This is a genomic window from Marinilactibacillus piezotolerans (assembly GCF_900114235.1).
GTDB classification, from domain to species: domain Bacteria; phylum Bacillota; class Bacilli; order Lactobacillales; family Carnobacteriaceae_A; genus Marinilactibacillus; species Marinilactibacillus piezotolerans.
The window spans coordinates 1-15,738 of record NZ_FOSJ01000051.1; the positions used below are offsets into that span (position 1 = coordinate 1).

Genomic DNA, 15,738 nt, shown 5'->3' on the forward strand with positions numbered 1-15,738 from the left:
CACACAATTCTTCTTCATAAATAACAACATAACTTTTTCCTTTACTTACATCTAAAGCCATGACTCTCATTTATTTTCGCTCCTTTCTATATTAAATTGAAGTACTCCACTATGCCTTAACGATTCCACTTTCCTATAGACGATCTCAAAGGACCAACATACTTCAAACTGATTCAATCAAGGATAGTGAAGGGGCCAGTTTGACATGCAGACTCATGGTCTTCTAACGTTGACGGCCTCATCTTCACCTCTACTATATAAAAAAATAGTAGTGCATATCCACCGTCGTGGATATTACACTACTAATCTTAGTATGTTTGACACAGAGCCAAATAAAGAACACAACCATGTCCTATTGAAAAAGGACTTGATTGTGTTTTTTTGCAGCTATCCAATTATTTATTATAGCAGAGAATCTATTACTACCTTTTTTTACGTCCAGTAATCATATTATAGATAAAAACAATCAATGCGATAACTAATAAAATGTGTACAAGTCCACCAGCTATTTCAAATACAAATCCTAAGACCCAAAATAATAGTAACAATCCAATTAAAGTCCACAGCATTCTTAACACTCCTTTGTTATGATGTCTTGAATTAATTATAGCAATAAAGAGCTAATAAAAAAATGATACGAATTAGAAGTAATTATTATCAGCTATAAAAGTGGAATATCCAATGAGTTTTTTTCTAATGGTTCTGGCCTTGGTTTGCCAAATAGATAGCCTTGAAAAAGTTTGTATCCTTGCTTTTTTAACCAGTTAAAGTCTTCAATTGTTTCAATACCTTCTGCTAGAGCTATTGAATTTAGATTCTTTGCTTTTTTTAGGAAGGCAAGCGCAACATCTTGTTTCTCAGTATTTGTTGAAATTCCTTGAGCATATTCCATATCCAGTTTCATATAAGGCGGTTTTAATTCTTCTAAAACGTCTAAAGTATTATATCCAGATCCTACGTCATCCAATGCATATTGAAATCCATTGTCTTGATAATAGTGCAGAATAGTTTTTAGATGATTTAGATCTTCGATTTTTTCAGTTTCAACAACTTCAAACACAATTCTTTTAGGATCAATATTCAAACGATTTGCTATTAGTGTAGTGGTTCTTAGACAGTGTTCAGGCGAATAAATTGCTGTAGGAATGAAATTTATAAAAGCTTTCTGGTGACTTTCAATACGTTCAATTTGTTTTACTGCATGAATTCTACAGATTCTATCTAATGCAAAAGTCCGACCGCGTATTTTTGCTGCAGGAAAAATCACGTTTGGGTATATTGTTTCTCCTGCATCATCATGAAAACGTGCAAGTAGTTCGTATCCGAATATGTTTCCGTCTCCAGTAATAATAGGTTGGAAATGCATATTCAGATGCTGTTCATTCAAAATAGAGTCAATCCAGGCAGCTTCTATGTATGAATCGAATTGATCCATAGAATTCCATTCTAGTTGATTGATTTTAAAGTAAATGTCATTAGTTAAATCCATCTCATTCAAAAAGTTAAATAAATCAATTGCACCTGATTCATTGGTTTCAAGATATAAATCAGTTACGGTGAATTCATGTCCAAAACGAGTAAAATGATTAGATATGATTGAGAGTAATGACTCAGTAAGTTTAAAAGTTATACGTTGACCAAAAGACGAACAATTTTTACAAATCATTTTTTTCCTCCGAAGTTGTATGTATTATTAGATAAATCATATCATATGATTAGTTAATAAAATAGAGAAGAGACGAAAGTAGCATTAATTCTATGTAAATTGATATAATAAAGACAAAAATATTTATTAGTAATTAAATAAATCTATTTTTACTGAATCATCCAAAAATTTTATTATGGAAGTTGAATAAGGTGATTCCAAAAAAATAAACTGAAGAGATCGATACTGATTCTTATTCGTATGCTTGACCCAGAAAACTTTGCTGGTTTTTCTAATTATTGTATAGAAATAAGCAAAGTAGAATCAATATATTAAATAAATATGGTAGGCTAATAGTACAATATCAGTTTTAGAAAGGACAATCTTCCTAATTGTTAAGGGTACGGTACGGCTGCACTTTTTATTATTCTTTTCTAAAAATCAAAAGGAGAGTACAATTATTTGAGTATTGGATATCCGTGTATAACCATAGGTGTTGAAAATACACAGCAGAAGACATGTAGAAAGCGTAATGCAACAGAAGAGCATCTCAGGACTTTGATTGACCACAATTTGACAGCTTTAAAGAATATTATAGAATTCAATGCAGAACACAATATTAAGTTGTTTAGGATTAGTTCTGATATTATTCCATTTGCCTCAGATAAGGAAGTAAACACGCTTAATTGGTCTAAAGAGTTTTCAAATCAATTTGAAGAACTAGGTCGATTGATTAAAAAGCATGGTATAAGAGTTTCTATGCATCCAGGACAGTATACAGTTATTAATTCTCCTGATGAAGGAGTGGTTTCAAGAGCAATAGCTGATCTAAATTACCATACTTTATTTTTAGATAGTTTAGGTGTGGATGAAGCCAGCAAACTGATTCTGCATGTTGGCGGAGTTTATGGGGATAAAAAAGCAGCTGTGAATCGATTTGTTCAAACGTATCATGGACTGAATGAACGAGTCAAAAATCGTCTAGTTATTGAAAATGATGATCGTTCCTATTCCATTGAAGAGGTGCTTTCGATTAGTGAGAGGACTGGAGCCCCCGTAGTATATGACAATTTGCATAGTGCTATTTATACTAGTGATCCAGATAAAAGTGACACTTACTGGATTAATAAAGTTAAGTCTACTTGGGAAGAAAAAGATGGTAGGCAAAAAACGCATTATTCACAGCAACAATTTAATAATAGGACAGGATCTCATTCTAAAACAATCCGTATTGACGAATTCATGGAATACTACAATGAGGTAAAAAATCTGAATATTGATATTATGCTTGAGGTAAAAGATAAAAATCTATCTGCAGTCAAGTGTATTCTATCTACTAATGAGAATGGAACAATTAAAGAGCTGGAAGAAGAGTGGAGTCGTTATAAATATGTTGTACTGGAGCGCTCTCAAAAGATTTATCAAAGTATTCGTTTATTGCTGAAAGATAAAAATGCTTACCCAGTTATCCAGTTTTATAGATTAATTGAAGCAGCAATCGATCAAATTCCTTCGAATAATTCTGCCTTGAATGCAGCTAGCCATGTGTGGGGATACGTTAAAAAAGAAGCAAAGGAGAAAGAAAAAACAAAGTTTAAACGTTTGTCGGAGGCTGTTGCCAAGGAAGAAAGCGAACTTAAAAGACTGAAAAACTTTTTAAAGCAAATGATGGAAAAATATGATCAGCATTATGTATTAGAGTCACTATATTTTGAATTTTAAGAATCAAATATTGTAAAGGGAGTTGATAAACATGACCAAAGCTAAGAAGTTTGGAATAGTTTATTTAATTGTTTATGGAATTATGCTTTTTCTGAATTATTGGTCTGCTACAGATGTCGGTTCAACGGCTGATAGTCAGCAATCACTGATTCAACCAGCAGGATATGCATTTTCGATTTGGGGAGTTATTTATTTAAGTATATTTCTTTGGATCATACGTTTATTTTTTATCAAAACAATAGAAAGAACTGTGTATGAGAAAATAAAAGTATGGCTGATATTAAATTTTATTTTGAATGCAGCTTGGATCCTGACTTTTACGGCAGATATGATTTTTCTATCAACGTTAATAATTGCGGGACTTTTATTTACGCTCATCATGATTTATAGAAGCATCTCGGCAATACGCTACAATTTCTTTGACCGGTTTCCATTTTCTCTATATTTTGGATGGGTAACTGTAGCAACAATCGTGAATATATTTACTTTGGCAGTTTCTATGGGGACGAAACAGATATTAGGACTAAATGAAATATCCTGGACAAACATTATGTTAGTAGTTGCAACGGGATTATGTATTTATATTTCTATTAAGTACCTTGACTGGCTTTATCCATTAGTTTTTGTGTGGTCATTTACCGGAATAGCTATTGAAAACAGTAATGCAGTTATTATAATAATTGCCGGCATTGGAATTTTTTTACAATTGGCGGTTTCTGGATATGCTGCATATCGGTCAATGAAAAGATCAGTTGCTTAGCAAAGGTAAATAAAGTCACTCAGAAGAGAAGGTTTCTTAATAGGAATCTTCTCTTATAGTAAAATAAGTTATTTTAAAATTTATAAGTGTAATTGATAAGTTGTTAACTGAAATAACTTAACATTCTTAAGCTATCTCTAATAGTGTCTTAAGATATGGTACAATAGATAAGGAGATTTTAAGGAAAACAATAGGAGTGGAGAAATATGAAATTTGCAATTGCTGGAAGCGGAGCAATGGGTAGTCGTTTTGGATTTATGTTGCATCAAGCAGGAAACGATGTAATTTTAATTGATAAATGGGATGCACACATTCAAGAGATCCGTCAGAATGGATTAACTGTAAACTATAATGGAACAGAGAAAGTAGTAAAAATTCCAATTTATCGCCCTAATGAAGTTAAAGGAAAAGTTGATGTAATTTTCATGTTTACAAAAGCAATGTTTTTAGGGGAAATGCTGGAAGATATCCAACCAATCATCAAAGAAGACACACAGGTGGTCTGTCTATTAAATGGAATTGGTCATGAAACGGTAATGAAAAAATATGTTTCATTAGAAAACATTTTAATCGGTGTAACGATCTGGACAGCTGGATTAATTGGTCCAGGGAAAATAGACTTAGAAGGAACGGGATCTACTGAAATCCAAAACTTTGTTCCAGGTGGAGAAGAAAAAGCCAAAGAGATTGTTAAAGTACTTGAAGAAGCTGGGTTGAACGGGGTTTATAGTGAAAATGTTAAATTCTCAATTTGGAGAAAAGCATGTGTGAATGGAGCACTAAATGCAACTTGCTCTTTATTGGATGCTACGTTAGGAGAAATGTTCGAAACAGACCAGGCAATATCTATTACAGAAAAAATCGTTAAAGAATTTGTTGACGTAGCTGCAAAACAAGATGTGCAGCTGGATTTTAATGATACTGTAGAGTATATAGTGAAAAGCGCTAAAGAATTGGGTCATCATTATCCTTCAATGCACCAGGATCTAGTGCAACACCATCGTTTGACTGAAATCGACTATATAAATGGTGCTGTCGCTCGATTAGCTGTAGAGTATGGAATTGAAGCACCGACTAATGAACTAATCACCAAATTTATTCATGCAAAAGAACAATTATTAAAAGTAAAATAAAAACAATTACTGTTATACTTTTTTGAAAATTAATACTAGTAATATTAATTAATATGTATAAAAGCGTAGAGCTTGCTCTACGCTTTTTTGTATTTAAAATTCTGATTGAGATAAATATGCAAGAGCGTATTGAGCATATAATTCAGCACCAATTATTAAAGCATCTTCATCTACATTGAAACGACCGTGATGGTGTGCCCAAAGTGTATCTTTTTCAGCATTACCAGCACCAACTAAAGCAAATGCACCGGTTGCTTCTGCCATGTAATAACCAAAATCTTCAGCGCCCATTGTTGGCGGTTCTGCTCTTAGAACATCTTTACCAAATGCTTTAGCAGCGACTGCTTGAACTAACTGAGCAGACTTAGATTCATTGACAACAGGTTCTGTTTTTCTATCATATTCCACTTCAACTGTTCCGCCATATAGTTTTGCCAAGTGAATTGCATAATTATTTATTGATTCTTCGATTTTGTTTCTAGTTTTATTATCGAAGGTACGAATTGTTCCTTCTAGTAAGGCATTCTCTGCGATTACGTTAAACCGGCTGCCAACTTCCATTTTTCCAATAGTTACAACTGCAGGATGTAAAGGATCGATTTCTCTTGAAACGATTGTTTGAAGAGTTGATACAAATTGAGAAGCCATAATTGCAGCATCTACTGTTTGATGTGGCATTGCAGCGTGTCCACCTTTTCCTTTGAAACGAACAGTCAGCATATCTGCTGCCGCAAACGAGGGACCAGGGGGACAAGAAACTTTTCCGGATTCTAATTCTGACCAGATATGAATTCCAAAGACATTGTCCACATCCATGGTTACACCTTGTTCAATCATCTTACGTGCACCTTCAGCGATTTCTTCAGCAGGTTGGAATAAGAGGCGAACAGTTCCTTGAATACTCTCTTTCACTTCTAGTAAAGCAGCAGCAGCACTTAAAAGCATAGCAGTATGCGCATCATGGCCACATGCATGCATCTTACCTGCAATCATTGACTGATACGACAGTTCTTTGTTTAATTCAGTTACAGGTAAAGCATCCATGTCAGCTCTCAACAGAATAGTCTTTCCCGGACGCTCACCCTTTATTTCAGCTAGAATACCTGTTGGTTGCATTTTTTTATATGGGATAGCCAATTTATTCAATTCCGCAGCTATACGATTTGTTGTTTCTATTTCTTCAAAGGCGATTTCGGGATGCATATGTAGCTCTCTTCTAAACGCAATCATTTCTTTTTCTATTGTACTGATTTTATTTTTAATAGAATGATTCATTCTTTTCTCCCCTTATACTTATAAACTTACCCTGTATTGTCTTATAAAAGTATCCCAAAAGCAAGTTTATCAAAATATTTAGTAATGTCTTTATCTTGGAATTCAATAGTGAATAGAAAAGATAAATACAAAATTGTGAACTACTCATCCTTACTTGAAATTGAAGTTTGTTTACGTTTTGTGGTGAAAACATATACTTGGCTGGATATTTCTTATCAGACATCGAAGCTGTGTGTACCCGAACAGCTCTCCTCTAGTTTCTGCAGCTCCAGATTTTATCTAATCTAAATAAGGATACATTAGAAGTGGTTTTTACTCGTTTATGATTATAGTAAACAACTTTTATTTCTACGGACTCAATATAAACTCCATCGTTTTTTTGATAGTTCTTTAAATCTAAGAAATCTTTCTTAGATTTAATCAATGTACGTTTGGATAATTTACGTTATTTTCGTTTGTTTTACATAAGGATTTAATGTTGACATTATAGATACGTTCTATTTACAGGCTGTTAACATAGGTATGATAGACTGCAAGAAGATAAAAATGATACGCTTTACTACTGCCTATTAAGCAGATTGGTTCAATATTAAAGGAGTGAATACTGTGCAAGTTCAATTCAAAGATGTCACGATGTCTTATGGAGACAAAGAAGTACTAGAGAAAATCAACTTCACGATTCCTGAGGGGAAACTGGTTTCTATATTAGGTCCAAGTGGTTGCGGAAAATCGACAACACTTATGCTGATTTCAGGATTAACCTATCCTTCTAATGGACAGATCTATTTTGGAGATAAAGAGGTAACGAAACAAGATGCAGTTAAACGTAAAGTAGGGATGGTTTTTCAGAATTATGCATTGTATCCACATTTGACTATTTTGGAAAATATCATGTTTCCGCTGAAAATGGAAAAAATGCCAAAAAATAAAAGAAAAGAACGGGCATTAGAACTAGCGAGACTTGTTCAAATCGAAGAACAAGTAGATAAAAAGCCCAAACAACTTTCTGGTGGGCAACAACAACGTGTGGCGATTGCTCGAGCGTTGGCTAAAGAACCTTCCATTTTGTTGATGGATGAACCTCTCTCAAACCTTGATGCAAGGCTACGTATAGAGATGAGAGAAGAAATCAGACGTATTCAACAAGAAACAGGCGTAACAACGGTATTTGTTACACATGATCAAGAAGAAGCACTAAGCATATCTGATGAAGTGATGGTACTGAATGAAGGGGCGATTCAACAGAACAGTGATCCGATTACGCTATATCATAAACCGAAAAATCGATTTGTAGCTCAGTTCCTGGGTACGCCTGTAATCAATACTATTAAAGTGGCAGACCATCCAGAATTGTTAAATCGGCTTCGCTTATCTGAAATTATGAAACCAGAAGTACAGTCTATCGGAATTCGAGCTGAAAATATCAAAGTAACGACGATTGAGTCAGAAGCTTTACTTAGTGGAATCGTCAATCATGTATCCCGAGTCGGTAAAGATACAACGGTTTATATAGAAGTGAATGGACACTCCTTAGTTGCAACAAATCTAGGTGTTATTCCAGAAGAAGGAACGATGATCCATATTACTGCAGACATAGAAGAAATTCATCTGTTCAATTTTAATGGAAAGGTCATTGAACTGGAGGCTGTGAAATGATACAGAAGCCGACTTTAAAGAGTTCACTTAAATCCTTACTCTACATTGCTCCGATGATGTTGATTGTCGGGACATTTAATTTATATCCAATTGTACGCTCGTTTTTGATGAGCTTTTACGCTGACTATAACATTTTCACAGGAGAGGTCAGTAGTTATGGTATTAATAATTTTATTGATATTTTTAAAGATCCGGAATTTATACTGGCGATTAGAAATACATTCATATTCGTTTTGGGTGTCGTACCAGCTTCTATTGCCATTTCACTTGGTATTGCGATTCTTTTAAATCGAGTACAAGTATTGTCGGGATTTTTCAGATCGATCTATTTTCTGCCATTCGTAACCAGTACAGTAGCTATCTCGATCGTATGGGGTTGGATTTATCATAGCCGATTTGGACTACTGAATTATGCATTGGGACTGTTAGGATTTAGCCCTATCGAATTTCTGACTGATCCTAGTAACTCTATGCTGGCACTGATCATTATGGCCATCTGGAAGGGACTAGGATTTAATATCATCTTATTCTTGGTCGGGTTAAATAATATAGATGGCAACTATTACTCTGCAGCTAAGATTGATGGTGCAAAAGGATGGCAGAGATTTACAAATATTACGTTACCGTTGTTGGGTCCAACCATGTTTTTAGTCTCTGTAATGGGTGTTATTAATAGTTTTAAGGTTTTCGATGAAGTCTTTGCTTTATTCCAGAGTAGACCTGGTCCGGCTGGTTCAGCAATGACAGTCGTTTATTATATTTTCCAGAAATTTTATCAGGAAAGCCAGTATGGAATTGCTGCTGCAGCTGGGATTGTTCTATTCTTGATTATTCTAGTCTTTACGCTGGTTCAAATGGCGTTCAACAAGAAATTTGTTCATTACTAAGAAGGGAGAGATTGAAAATGGAAGAAGTCAATCACAAAGAAACCCCGCTGATGACTAAGCTATTCAAAGCACGTAAAAAAAGTGAAACAGAAACTGTAAAAGATAGCAATCCTGCTTCAAAAATCGCCGTCTACATCCTTTTAACCATTGGCTCATTTACTATGTTGATCCCATTTTTATGGATGATTTCAACAGCACTGAAATCTCCGGCCGAAGCAGTCGCAATGCCGCCGGTCTGGATCCCTCAGATCTTTCGTATAGAGAACTTTGCAAGAGCGTTCGAAGTAGCCCCTTTTGGCAGATACTTTCTGAATAGTGTACTGATTACTTCTATATCTACTTTAGGAGAATTACTAACTACGATCCTAGCCGCATTTGCCTTTGCAAAGATGAAGTTTTATGGAAAAAATCTATTGTTTACGATTCTAATCGCAACGATGATGGTGCCTGGAGAATTGCTGATTATTCCAAATTATCTGACGATCTCAAAATTAAATCTGATCAATACGTATTCAGCTATGATTCTTCCCTATCTAGCAAGTGTCTTTTCCGTATTCATGCTGAAACAAAATTTTGAGTCAGTACCTAATGAGCTATATTATGCTGCAAAAGTGGATGGAACGAGTGATTTTAAATTTTTATGGATGATTATGGTTCCACTTTCTAAGTCAGCGATTGTAGCCGTAGCAATACTTAAAATCATAGGCAGCTGGAATTCTTTTATGTGGCCGCTGATTGTAACAAATGAACGGCTATTACGTCCACTGCCAGTAGGATTACAAGCATTTACGACAGAAGCAGGAACCCAGTATGAATTACTAATGGCAGCTTCTACAATCGTAATTGCGCCAATGATTATTATCTATCTATTCTTGCAGCGCTATATCATTATGGGTGTGGCAAAGAGCGGTTTGAAAGGTTAGAGAACTTATTGATTACCGTGAAGCGAAAAACTAGAGTAATCAATAGGTAAATGATAAAAGGGTTTAAAATGTAAAAACCAAAACATAAAAAAGGGAGTTTTGATTAAACATGCAAAGCAGAATGAAATGGTTGAAGTTAAGTACAGGAATACTAGCGGGATCTTTATTATTGGCAGCTTGTGGAGACAGTGAAACAACTGATGACAGTGCAAGTGGAGAGACAACTGATACATCATCTGAAGAAACTACAAGTTCAGGACCAGTTGAAATCACATTCTGGCATGCAATGAACGGCCCTCACCAAGAAGCAATTACGGAATTGACGGCAGAATTCAATGAGTCTCAAGATGAATACGAAGTAGTAGAACAAAACCAAGGCGGATATGAAGAATTGAGCCAAGCGATTACCGCAGCTGGCGTTTCTAATGAATTACCGACAATGTCTCAGCTGACAACAACAGATGTGCCTGAATTAGCGATGAACGAATTGTTAATCCCACTAACAGATGACTTTTTAACAAGTAATGGATTTCCTGAAGAAACATTGACAGATATATATGAAGGTTTCCAGGGAAGCTCAGAATTTGCTGGAGAAAGATATGCAATGCCGTTTTCTAAATCAACTCGTTTGACGTTCTTTAATCAGGGAATCCTGGATGAATATGGTGTTGAAGTGCCTACTTCTTGGGAAGATATCCAATCTTTAGGAGAAATGATGGTAGAAGCCGGAGATGACCGTGTAGCAATGGGGCTTGAAAACGGCTTTGAAATGGAATATGAAACAATGGCACGTCAAAACGGAGCTGAATTTATTAATGGAGATACACTTGAAACAGATATTGATTCTGAAGAAAGTGTTGAAGCTCTTGAATTCTTAAGTATGATGTTTGAAGAAGGGTATGCTCGTACGGCTGGAGAAGATGGGTACTTCTCAGGACCATTCGGCCGCGGTGAATCAGCTATGTATATTGGATCTTCAGCAGGATTAGCGCATGTTGAACCAGTTGCAGAAGAAAACGCATTAGACTGGGGTACTGCACCCGTACCAACATTCAATGATAATGAATTGACTTTATTTGCAGGTAATGATTTAGGATTATTCTCTTCAGCTTCTGAAGAAGAGCAAGCAGGATTCGTTGAATATATCAACTTCTTATTACAACCGGAAAATACTTCGCAATGGGCAATGGCAACTGGGTATGTGCCAATCGTTAAATCTGCCTTGGAAGATCCAGAATATATGACTTTCCTAGAAGAAAATCCTCGTTACGAAGCACCGACTCAAATGTTAGAGTACGGAATATCTAGTCCAGTTTTTGCTGGATACGGAGAATTCAGAAATGCTTTTACAGGTGCAATGGAAGAAGTATCTGTTAACGATGCTGAACCGCAGACAGTCTTGGAAAATTTACAGACTGAAACAGAATCTATTATAGAATCTAATAAATAAGACTTAATTAGCAGTAAACAATTCTTGTCTATACTATTAGGCAAGAATAATAGAGAGGATTTCATATATGACAACATACCGTTTTTGGAGTGGTTTAAAAACCATTGGAGGAAACATTGTCGAAATTCGCACAGAAAAAGCCAGAGTCCTATGTGACTTTGGCTTATCTGTTGCCGGACAACTCCCAGAAGATACAGAAGGTTTATCAGAAATTGAGTATTTGATACAGACAGGTAATCTGCCGGCAATCAAAGAATTATATCCAATTGAATCATTCAAAGAGTTGGATAAAACATTTTCAGCTCAATTACCAGAATTGGAAACGGTAATTTTTATTTCTCATCTTCATCTGGATCACATGGGCGGACTTCGTTATCTTTCAGAAAATGTAAAAGTTTATCTTTCAGAAGAAGCATATAAATTATATAATGAACTGGTAGCGATAAATGAAGATAAAGCTGTTGATTGCCAATTGATACTATTTGACTATACAGAATCGATCACAATAAGGGATATAGTAGTCTCTCCCAAACCTAGTGATCATGATTCTGTTGGATGTAGTGCATTCTTTATTGAAACACCAACACTTAAGATTATTCATTCAGGAGATTTTAGATTATCAGGCAAATATCCTGAGAAAGTGTGGAAATGGGCCCATGAAGCTAGAGAATGGGAGACAGATGTCTTTCTTACTGAAGGGACATCATTCAGCTTTAATGAAGATCATGAAAAAAAAGAAAGTCAGTTTGCAGAACGAAAACAGTTGACTGAAATCACATTATTGGATGAATTAGCAGACTTGATTAAGGTGAATATGGAAAAACTGTTTTTCTTTAATCCTTATATCCGTAATGTTAATAGAATGTTTGATGTAGACAAAGTTGTTAAACATCAGAATAGAATCATGGTGTGGGAAGCAAACTATGCACAAATGCTGCATGCTTTTTATCCAGAAATGACTTGGACAGTATTAGAAGAAACGATCGATATGAAAAACCTGCCAGAATTTGTTGAAAAAACAATTTCACTTGACCAGCTAAAACAAGATCCTGGAGCATTTGTCTTACAGAATAGTTTCAAGAATATTCAGTATCTAAATGAATTTACTCAAGGGGTATACTTGCACAGCAATGGAGAGCCTTTAGGAGAGTATGATTTTAGATATGCTGAGCTAAAAAATTATTTAGAGCAACAGCATATTGAATTTATCTCTTTAGGAGCTAGTGGTCATGCAACTCAGGAAAGCTTGTTGAAAGTAGCCAAGTTAGTAGATGCAGACTATACTATTCCTTGGCATACTTTAAACCCAGAAATATTTTATGAATCTATTAAAGCAAATGATTTAGGATCATTTATTCCAGAATATAATAAAGACTATGAAGTATAAATTTTACAGGACAAGCTGATTCTAGCTTGTCTTTACATAGATTGGGGATACTGATAATGAAATTAACTATTTTTGAAACAAGCGATGTTCACGGATACCTTTTTCCGACGAACTATCAAGAACGAGGTCTAAACTTAGGATTCGGGCTATTTAAATTAGCTTATGCATTGAAAAAAGAAATGGAATCTATAAAGGGACCGACAATTTTAATCGAAAATGGCGACTTCATCCAAGGATCTCCTTTAAGTTTTTTTGTGTTGAAAGAAAAAGGCCAAGCAAATTCTTTGATTGACGCATTAAATGACTTACCTTATGATGCAGGCGTTATTGGGAATCATGAATTTAACTATGGATTAGATTATTTGAATTCTGCAGTAAATTCAGCAAGATATCCTGTTCTTTCTGCAAACGTTTTGAATGAACAAGGTAAACCAGCATTCGGTGAGCCTTATATTCTTCTTGAAAAAGAAGGAGTCAATATAGCCATTCTAGGATTAACAACACAATACATTCCTCATTGGGAACATCCGGGAAATTATGCTGGATTATTTTTCCAATCTGCTTTAGAAACTGCAAAAGTATACGTTCCAAAACTCAAAGAATTAGCAGATGTGGTAATCGTAAGTTATCATGGCGGATTTGAGAAAGATATTGATACTGGAGAAGAAACAGAGATCCAGACAGGAGAAAATGAAGGATACAAACTACTGACTGAAGTAGAGGGGATAGATGTTCTGCTTACTGGCCATCAGCATAGAGAGCTCGCTCAGATGAAAAACGGAATACCCACAGTTATGCCTGGTCATAAAGGATCTTATTTAGGAAAAGTTACGTTGGACCTTCAACAGGAGAACAAAAACTGGATAATAAAAGCTGCACAGCCGGAATTAATTCAGATATCTGAGAAAACTCCCGTGGAATTTAACCTTGCTGATAAATACGAAAAATTGAATCAGGAAGTTGAAGACTGGTTAGATCAACCGATTGGTAAAGTAACTGGAGATATGACGATTAAGAATGTTGAACAAGCGAGAATCATTGAACATCCTTATATTGAATTCATTCAAAAAGTACAGATGTATTACACAGACTGTGATATTTCCGGAACGGCTTTATTCAATAATGAAAGCAGCGGGTTCAATCCTCAGGTTACAATGCGGGATGTAGTAACTAATTATATTTTTCCGAATACATTAGCTGTTCTTAAAGTAACGGGTGCAGAACTGAAAGCAGCCATTGAACAATCTGCAGAATATTTTGTGTTAAATGATCAGGGAGAAATTGATGTCAATCCAGATTTCATTGAACCAAAACCACAAATGTATAATTATGATATGTATGAAGGAGTAGAGTATACAATAAATGTATCTAAACCATTTGGTGAGCGAGTAATTGAATTTAATTATAAAGGTAAGCCTGTTCAATCTGATGATATCTTAGAAGTGGTTATTAACCAATACCGAGCGGTTGGTGGAGGAGATTACACGATGTTTGATGCTTCTAAAATCATACGTGAAGTAACGATTCCAATGAACGAATTGATTGGAAATTACTTTAAAGAATTTGGAACAGTAAAAGCAACTGTTAATCATAATTTTAAAGTAGTGAAATAAACTGTAAAGTATAAATGAATCAATAAAAAGCTGAGTAACTAGAAGTACAGTATTTCTAGTTGCTCAGCTTTTTAAATATGTTTTTTTTAAGGTGATAAGGTTCTACATGAACATCGGTATGCATGACATCAAAATTCTCATAAAGTAATTCTTCAATCTTTTCAGTTATATCATGCCCTTCTTGCACAGTCATCTCGGAATCTACTAATATAGTAATATCAGCATAAATATTTGTTCCATACATTCTAGCTTTCAGCGAAGCGATTTCTCTGACTTGTGGTAGTTCAACTACTGCGGCATGATATTCCTCCAGCTCAGTTTCATGAAATCCATCTGATAATGAAAAAGTGCTTTCTCTGAATACTTCTACTCCGGTTTTTAGTATGATTAGTGAAACGATTACGGCCATCACACCATCAATCCAACCCCATCCAAGAGCAGATGCAAATATCGCTATGGCAGTTGCTAAACTGGTCAAGGCATCAGCAAGATTGTCTTTTGCAACAGCTGCAAGTCCATTAGATTGAACTCGTTTTGATAAATTTAAATTGTAGCGATAAACACATAGCATGACGATAGCCCCAATTATCGCTGCAATCGCTGCTAAACGGTTAGGAGGGACAACATCTCCAGATATTAATCGATTAATAGTGGACTGTAAAACTTGAAACCCGACAAACAGCATAGCGAACGAAGTAATCAAACTTGCTATCGGCTCGGCTTTCCAGTGTCCGTATGGATGATTGGAATCGGCAGGTTTTCTTGCAGCTCGCAACCCAATCAATATGGTTACAGAAGAGATAACATCTGTTAAATTATTTAATCCATCTGCACTTAATGAAGTAGAATTAAATCCATATCCAACAATTAATTTCATAAGTGCCAATAGAACGTACACAACGATGCTGATTCTTGCACCTCGTTCTGCAGATTGAATTCGTTCATAGCGATTTTCCATATATAACCCTCATTTATTTCCTAAGTCAAGAGGCTGGGACAAAAGTCTTAACAAACAAATAAGATCCGCTGAAAATCTACTTGAGATTTCAGTGGATCTTATTTGTTTATGTAAGCAAAAGGAGCACGGCTTTGGTATAATATAATCACCACAAAAACATCATAGAAAGGGTGCTCCTTATGTATACTCAATATACCATGAACCAAACAACCTTGCCATTAGAAATGAACTGTTACTTACCAGAAAATCATATCGTCTACTCTATTCATCAAGTTGTGGAAGATTTAGATGACTCGCGATATCACTTAATTGAAAACGACTTTGGTCGC

At 35.2% G+C, this 15,738-nt stretch carries 13 protein-coding genes; 9 read left to right on the plus strand and 4 right to left on the minus strand.

Annotated features, from left to right (window positions below):
• Positions 1-422: 422 nt before the first annotated feature.
• Together BM212_RS12475 and BM212_RS10100 are read right to left on the minus strand one after the other, a co-directional pair.
• Positions 423-569, minus strand: a complete 147-nt coding sequence (locus BM212_RS12475) for a lmo0937 family membrane protein (RefSeq protein ID WP_143744940.1) — start codon at positions 567-569, stop codon at positions 423-425.
• Between the two features lie 92 nt (positions 570-661).
• A complete protein-coding gene (locus BM212_RS10100) occupies positions 662-1,666 on the minus strand; it encodes an EAL domain-containing protein (protein WP_091898376.1) in 1,005 nt (334 codons plus the stop codon).
• 441 nt (positions 1,667-2,107) lie between these two features.
• Here BM212_RS10100 and uvsE point away from each other — a divergent pair, with 441 nt between their 5' ends.
• The 3 genes from uvsE to BM212_RS10115 all read left to right on the plus strand — a co-directional run bounded on the left by uvsE (position 2,108) and on the right by BM212_RS10115 (position 5,260).
• Entirely contained in the window at positions 2,108-3,367 is a 1,260-nt protein-coding gene (uvsE, locus tag BM212_RS10105; protein WP_091898378.1) for a UV DNA damage repair endonuclease UvsE, read from the plus strand.
• 31 nt (positions 3,368-3,398) lie between these two features.
• The gene (locus BM212_RS10110) at positions 3,399-4,127 is read left to right on the plus strand and encodes a tryptophan-rich sensory protein (protein ID WP_091898380.1); all 729 of its coding nucleotides are present in this window, start codon (positions 3,399-3,401) and stop codon (positions 4,125-4,127) included.
• A gap of 206 nt (positions 4,128-4,333) precedes the next feature.
• Positions 4,334-5,260, plus strand: a complete 927-nt coding sequence (locus tag BM212_RS10115; protein ID WP_091898382.1) for a 2-dehydropantoate 2-reductase — start codon at positions 4,334-4,336, stop codon at positions 5,258-5,260.
• Between the two features lie 93 nt (positions 5,261-5,353).
• Here BM212_RS10115 and BM212_RS10120 read toward each other — a convergent pair whose 3' ends face one another.
• On the minus strand, positions 5,354-6,535 hold the full coding sequence (locus BM212_RS10120) for an amidohydrolase (RefSeq protein ID WP_091898384.1): 1,182 nt from the start codon (positions 6,533-6,535) through the stop codon (positions 5,354-5,356).
• Between the two features lie 606 nt (positions 6,536-7,141).
• On the opposite strand from BM212_RS10120, the gene BM212_RS10130 reads away from it, so the two are divergent.
• From BM212_RS10130 to BM212_RS10155, 6 genes are all read left to right on the plus strand, one after another.
• Positions 7,142-8,191 (plus strand): ABC transporter ATP-binding protein, encoded by a 1,050-nt coding sequence (locus tag BM212_RS10130; protein WP_091898388.1) that lies wholly within the window; start codon positions 7,142-7,144, stop codon positions 8,189-8,191.
• Complete coding sequence (locus BM212_RS10135; RefSeq protein WP_091898390.1) at positions 8,188-9,078, plus strand: carbohydrate ABC transporter permease; 891 nt, start codon at positions 8,188-8,190, stop codon at positions 9,076-9,078. Before BM212_RS10130 ends, BM212_RS10135 begins: the two co-directional genes overlap by 4 nt.
• Positions 9,079-9,239: 161 nt before the next feature.
• Complete coding sequence (locus tag BM212_RS10140; RefSeq protein ID WP_072696041.1) at positions 9,240-10,001, plus strand: carbohydrate ABC transporter permease; 762 nt, start codon at positions 9,240-9,242, stop codon at positions 9,999-10,001.
• Between the two features lie 109 nt (positions 10,002-10,110).
• Positions 10,111-11,451 (plus strand): ABC transporter substrate-binding protein, encoded by a 1,341-nt coding sequence (locus BM212_RS10145; RefSeq protein WP_091898392.1) that lies wholly within the window; start codon positions 10,111-10,113, stop codon positions 11,449-11,451.
• 67 nt (positions 11,452-11,518) lie between these two features.
• Positions 11,519-12,838 (plus strand): MBL fold metallo-hydrolase, encoded by a 1,320-nt coding sequence (locus BM212_RS10150; protein WP_091898394.1) that lies wholly within the window; start codon positions 11,519-11,521, stop codon positions 12,836-12,838.
• Positions 12,839-12,894: 56 nt separating this feature from the next.
• On the plus strand, positions 12,895-14,451 hold the full coding sequence (locus BM212_RS10155; RefSeq protein ID WP_091898396.1) for a bifunctional metallophosphatase/5'-nucleotidase: 1,557 nt from the start codon (positions 12,895-12,897) through the stop codon (positions 14,449-14,451).
• A 55-nt stretch (positions 14,452-14,506) separates the two neighbouring features.
• On the opposite strand, the gene BM212_RS10160 is transcribed toward BM212_RS10155, so the two are convergent.
• A complete protein-coding gene (locus BM212_RS10160; RefSeq protein WP_091898398.1) occupies positions 14,507-15,409 on the minus strand; it encodes a cation diffusion facilitator family transporter in 903 nt (300 codons plus the stop codon).
• Between the last annotated feature and the right edge of the window lie 329 nt (positions 15,410-15,738).

Coding starts and splice junctions, on each gene's coding strand:
- BM212_RS12475 (WP_143744940.1), bottom strand. CDS start 569: ATGCTGTGGACTTTAATTGGATTGTTACTATTATTTTGGGTCTTAGGA.
- BM212_RS10100 (WP_091898376.1), bottom strand. CDS start 1,666: ATGATTTGTAAAAATTGTTCGTCTTTTGGTCAACGTATAACTTTTAAA.
- BM212_RS10110 (WP_091898380.1), top strand. CDS start 3,399: ATGACCAAAGCTAAGAAGTTTGGAATAGTTTATTTAATTGTTTATGGA.
- BM212_RS10115 (WP_091898382.1), top strand. CDS start 4,334: ATGAAATTTGCAATTGCTGGAAGCGGAGCAATGGGTAGTCGTTTTGGA.
- BM212_RS10120 (WP_091898384.1), bottom strand. CDS start 6,535: ATGAATCATTCTATTAAAAATAAAATCAGTACAATAGAAAAAGAAATG.
- BM212_RS10135 (WP_091898390.1), top strand. CDS start 8,188: ATGATACAGAAGCCGACTTTAAAGAGTTCACTTAAATCCTTACTCTAC.
- BM212_RS10140 (WP_072696041.1), top strand. CDS start 9,240: ATGTTGATCCCATTTTTATGGATGATTTCAACAGCACTGAAATCTCCG.
- BM212_RS10145 (WP_091898392.1), top strand. CDS start 10,111: ATGCAAAGCAGAATGAAATGGTTGAAGTTAAGTACAGGAATACTAGCG.
- BM212_RS10150 (WP_091898394.1), top strand. CDS start 11,519: ATGACAACATACCGTTTTTGGAGTGGTTTAAAAACCATTGGAGGAAAC.
- BM212_RS10155 (WP_091898396.1), top strand. CDS start 12,895: ATGAAATTAACTATTTTTGAAACAAGCGATGTTCACGGATACCTTTTT.
- BM212_RS10160 (WP_091898398.1), bottom strand. CDS start 15,409: ATGGAAAATCGCTATGAACGAATTCAATCTGCAGAACGAGGTGCAAGA.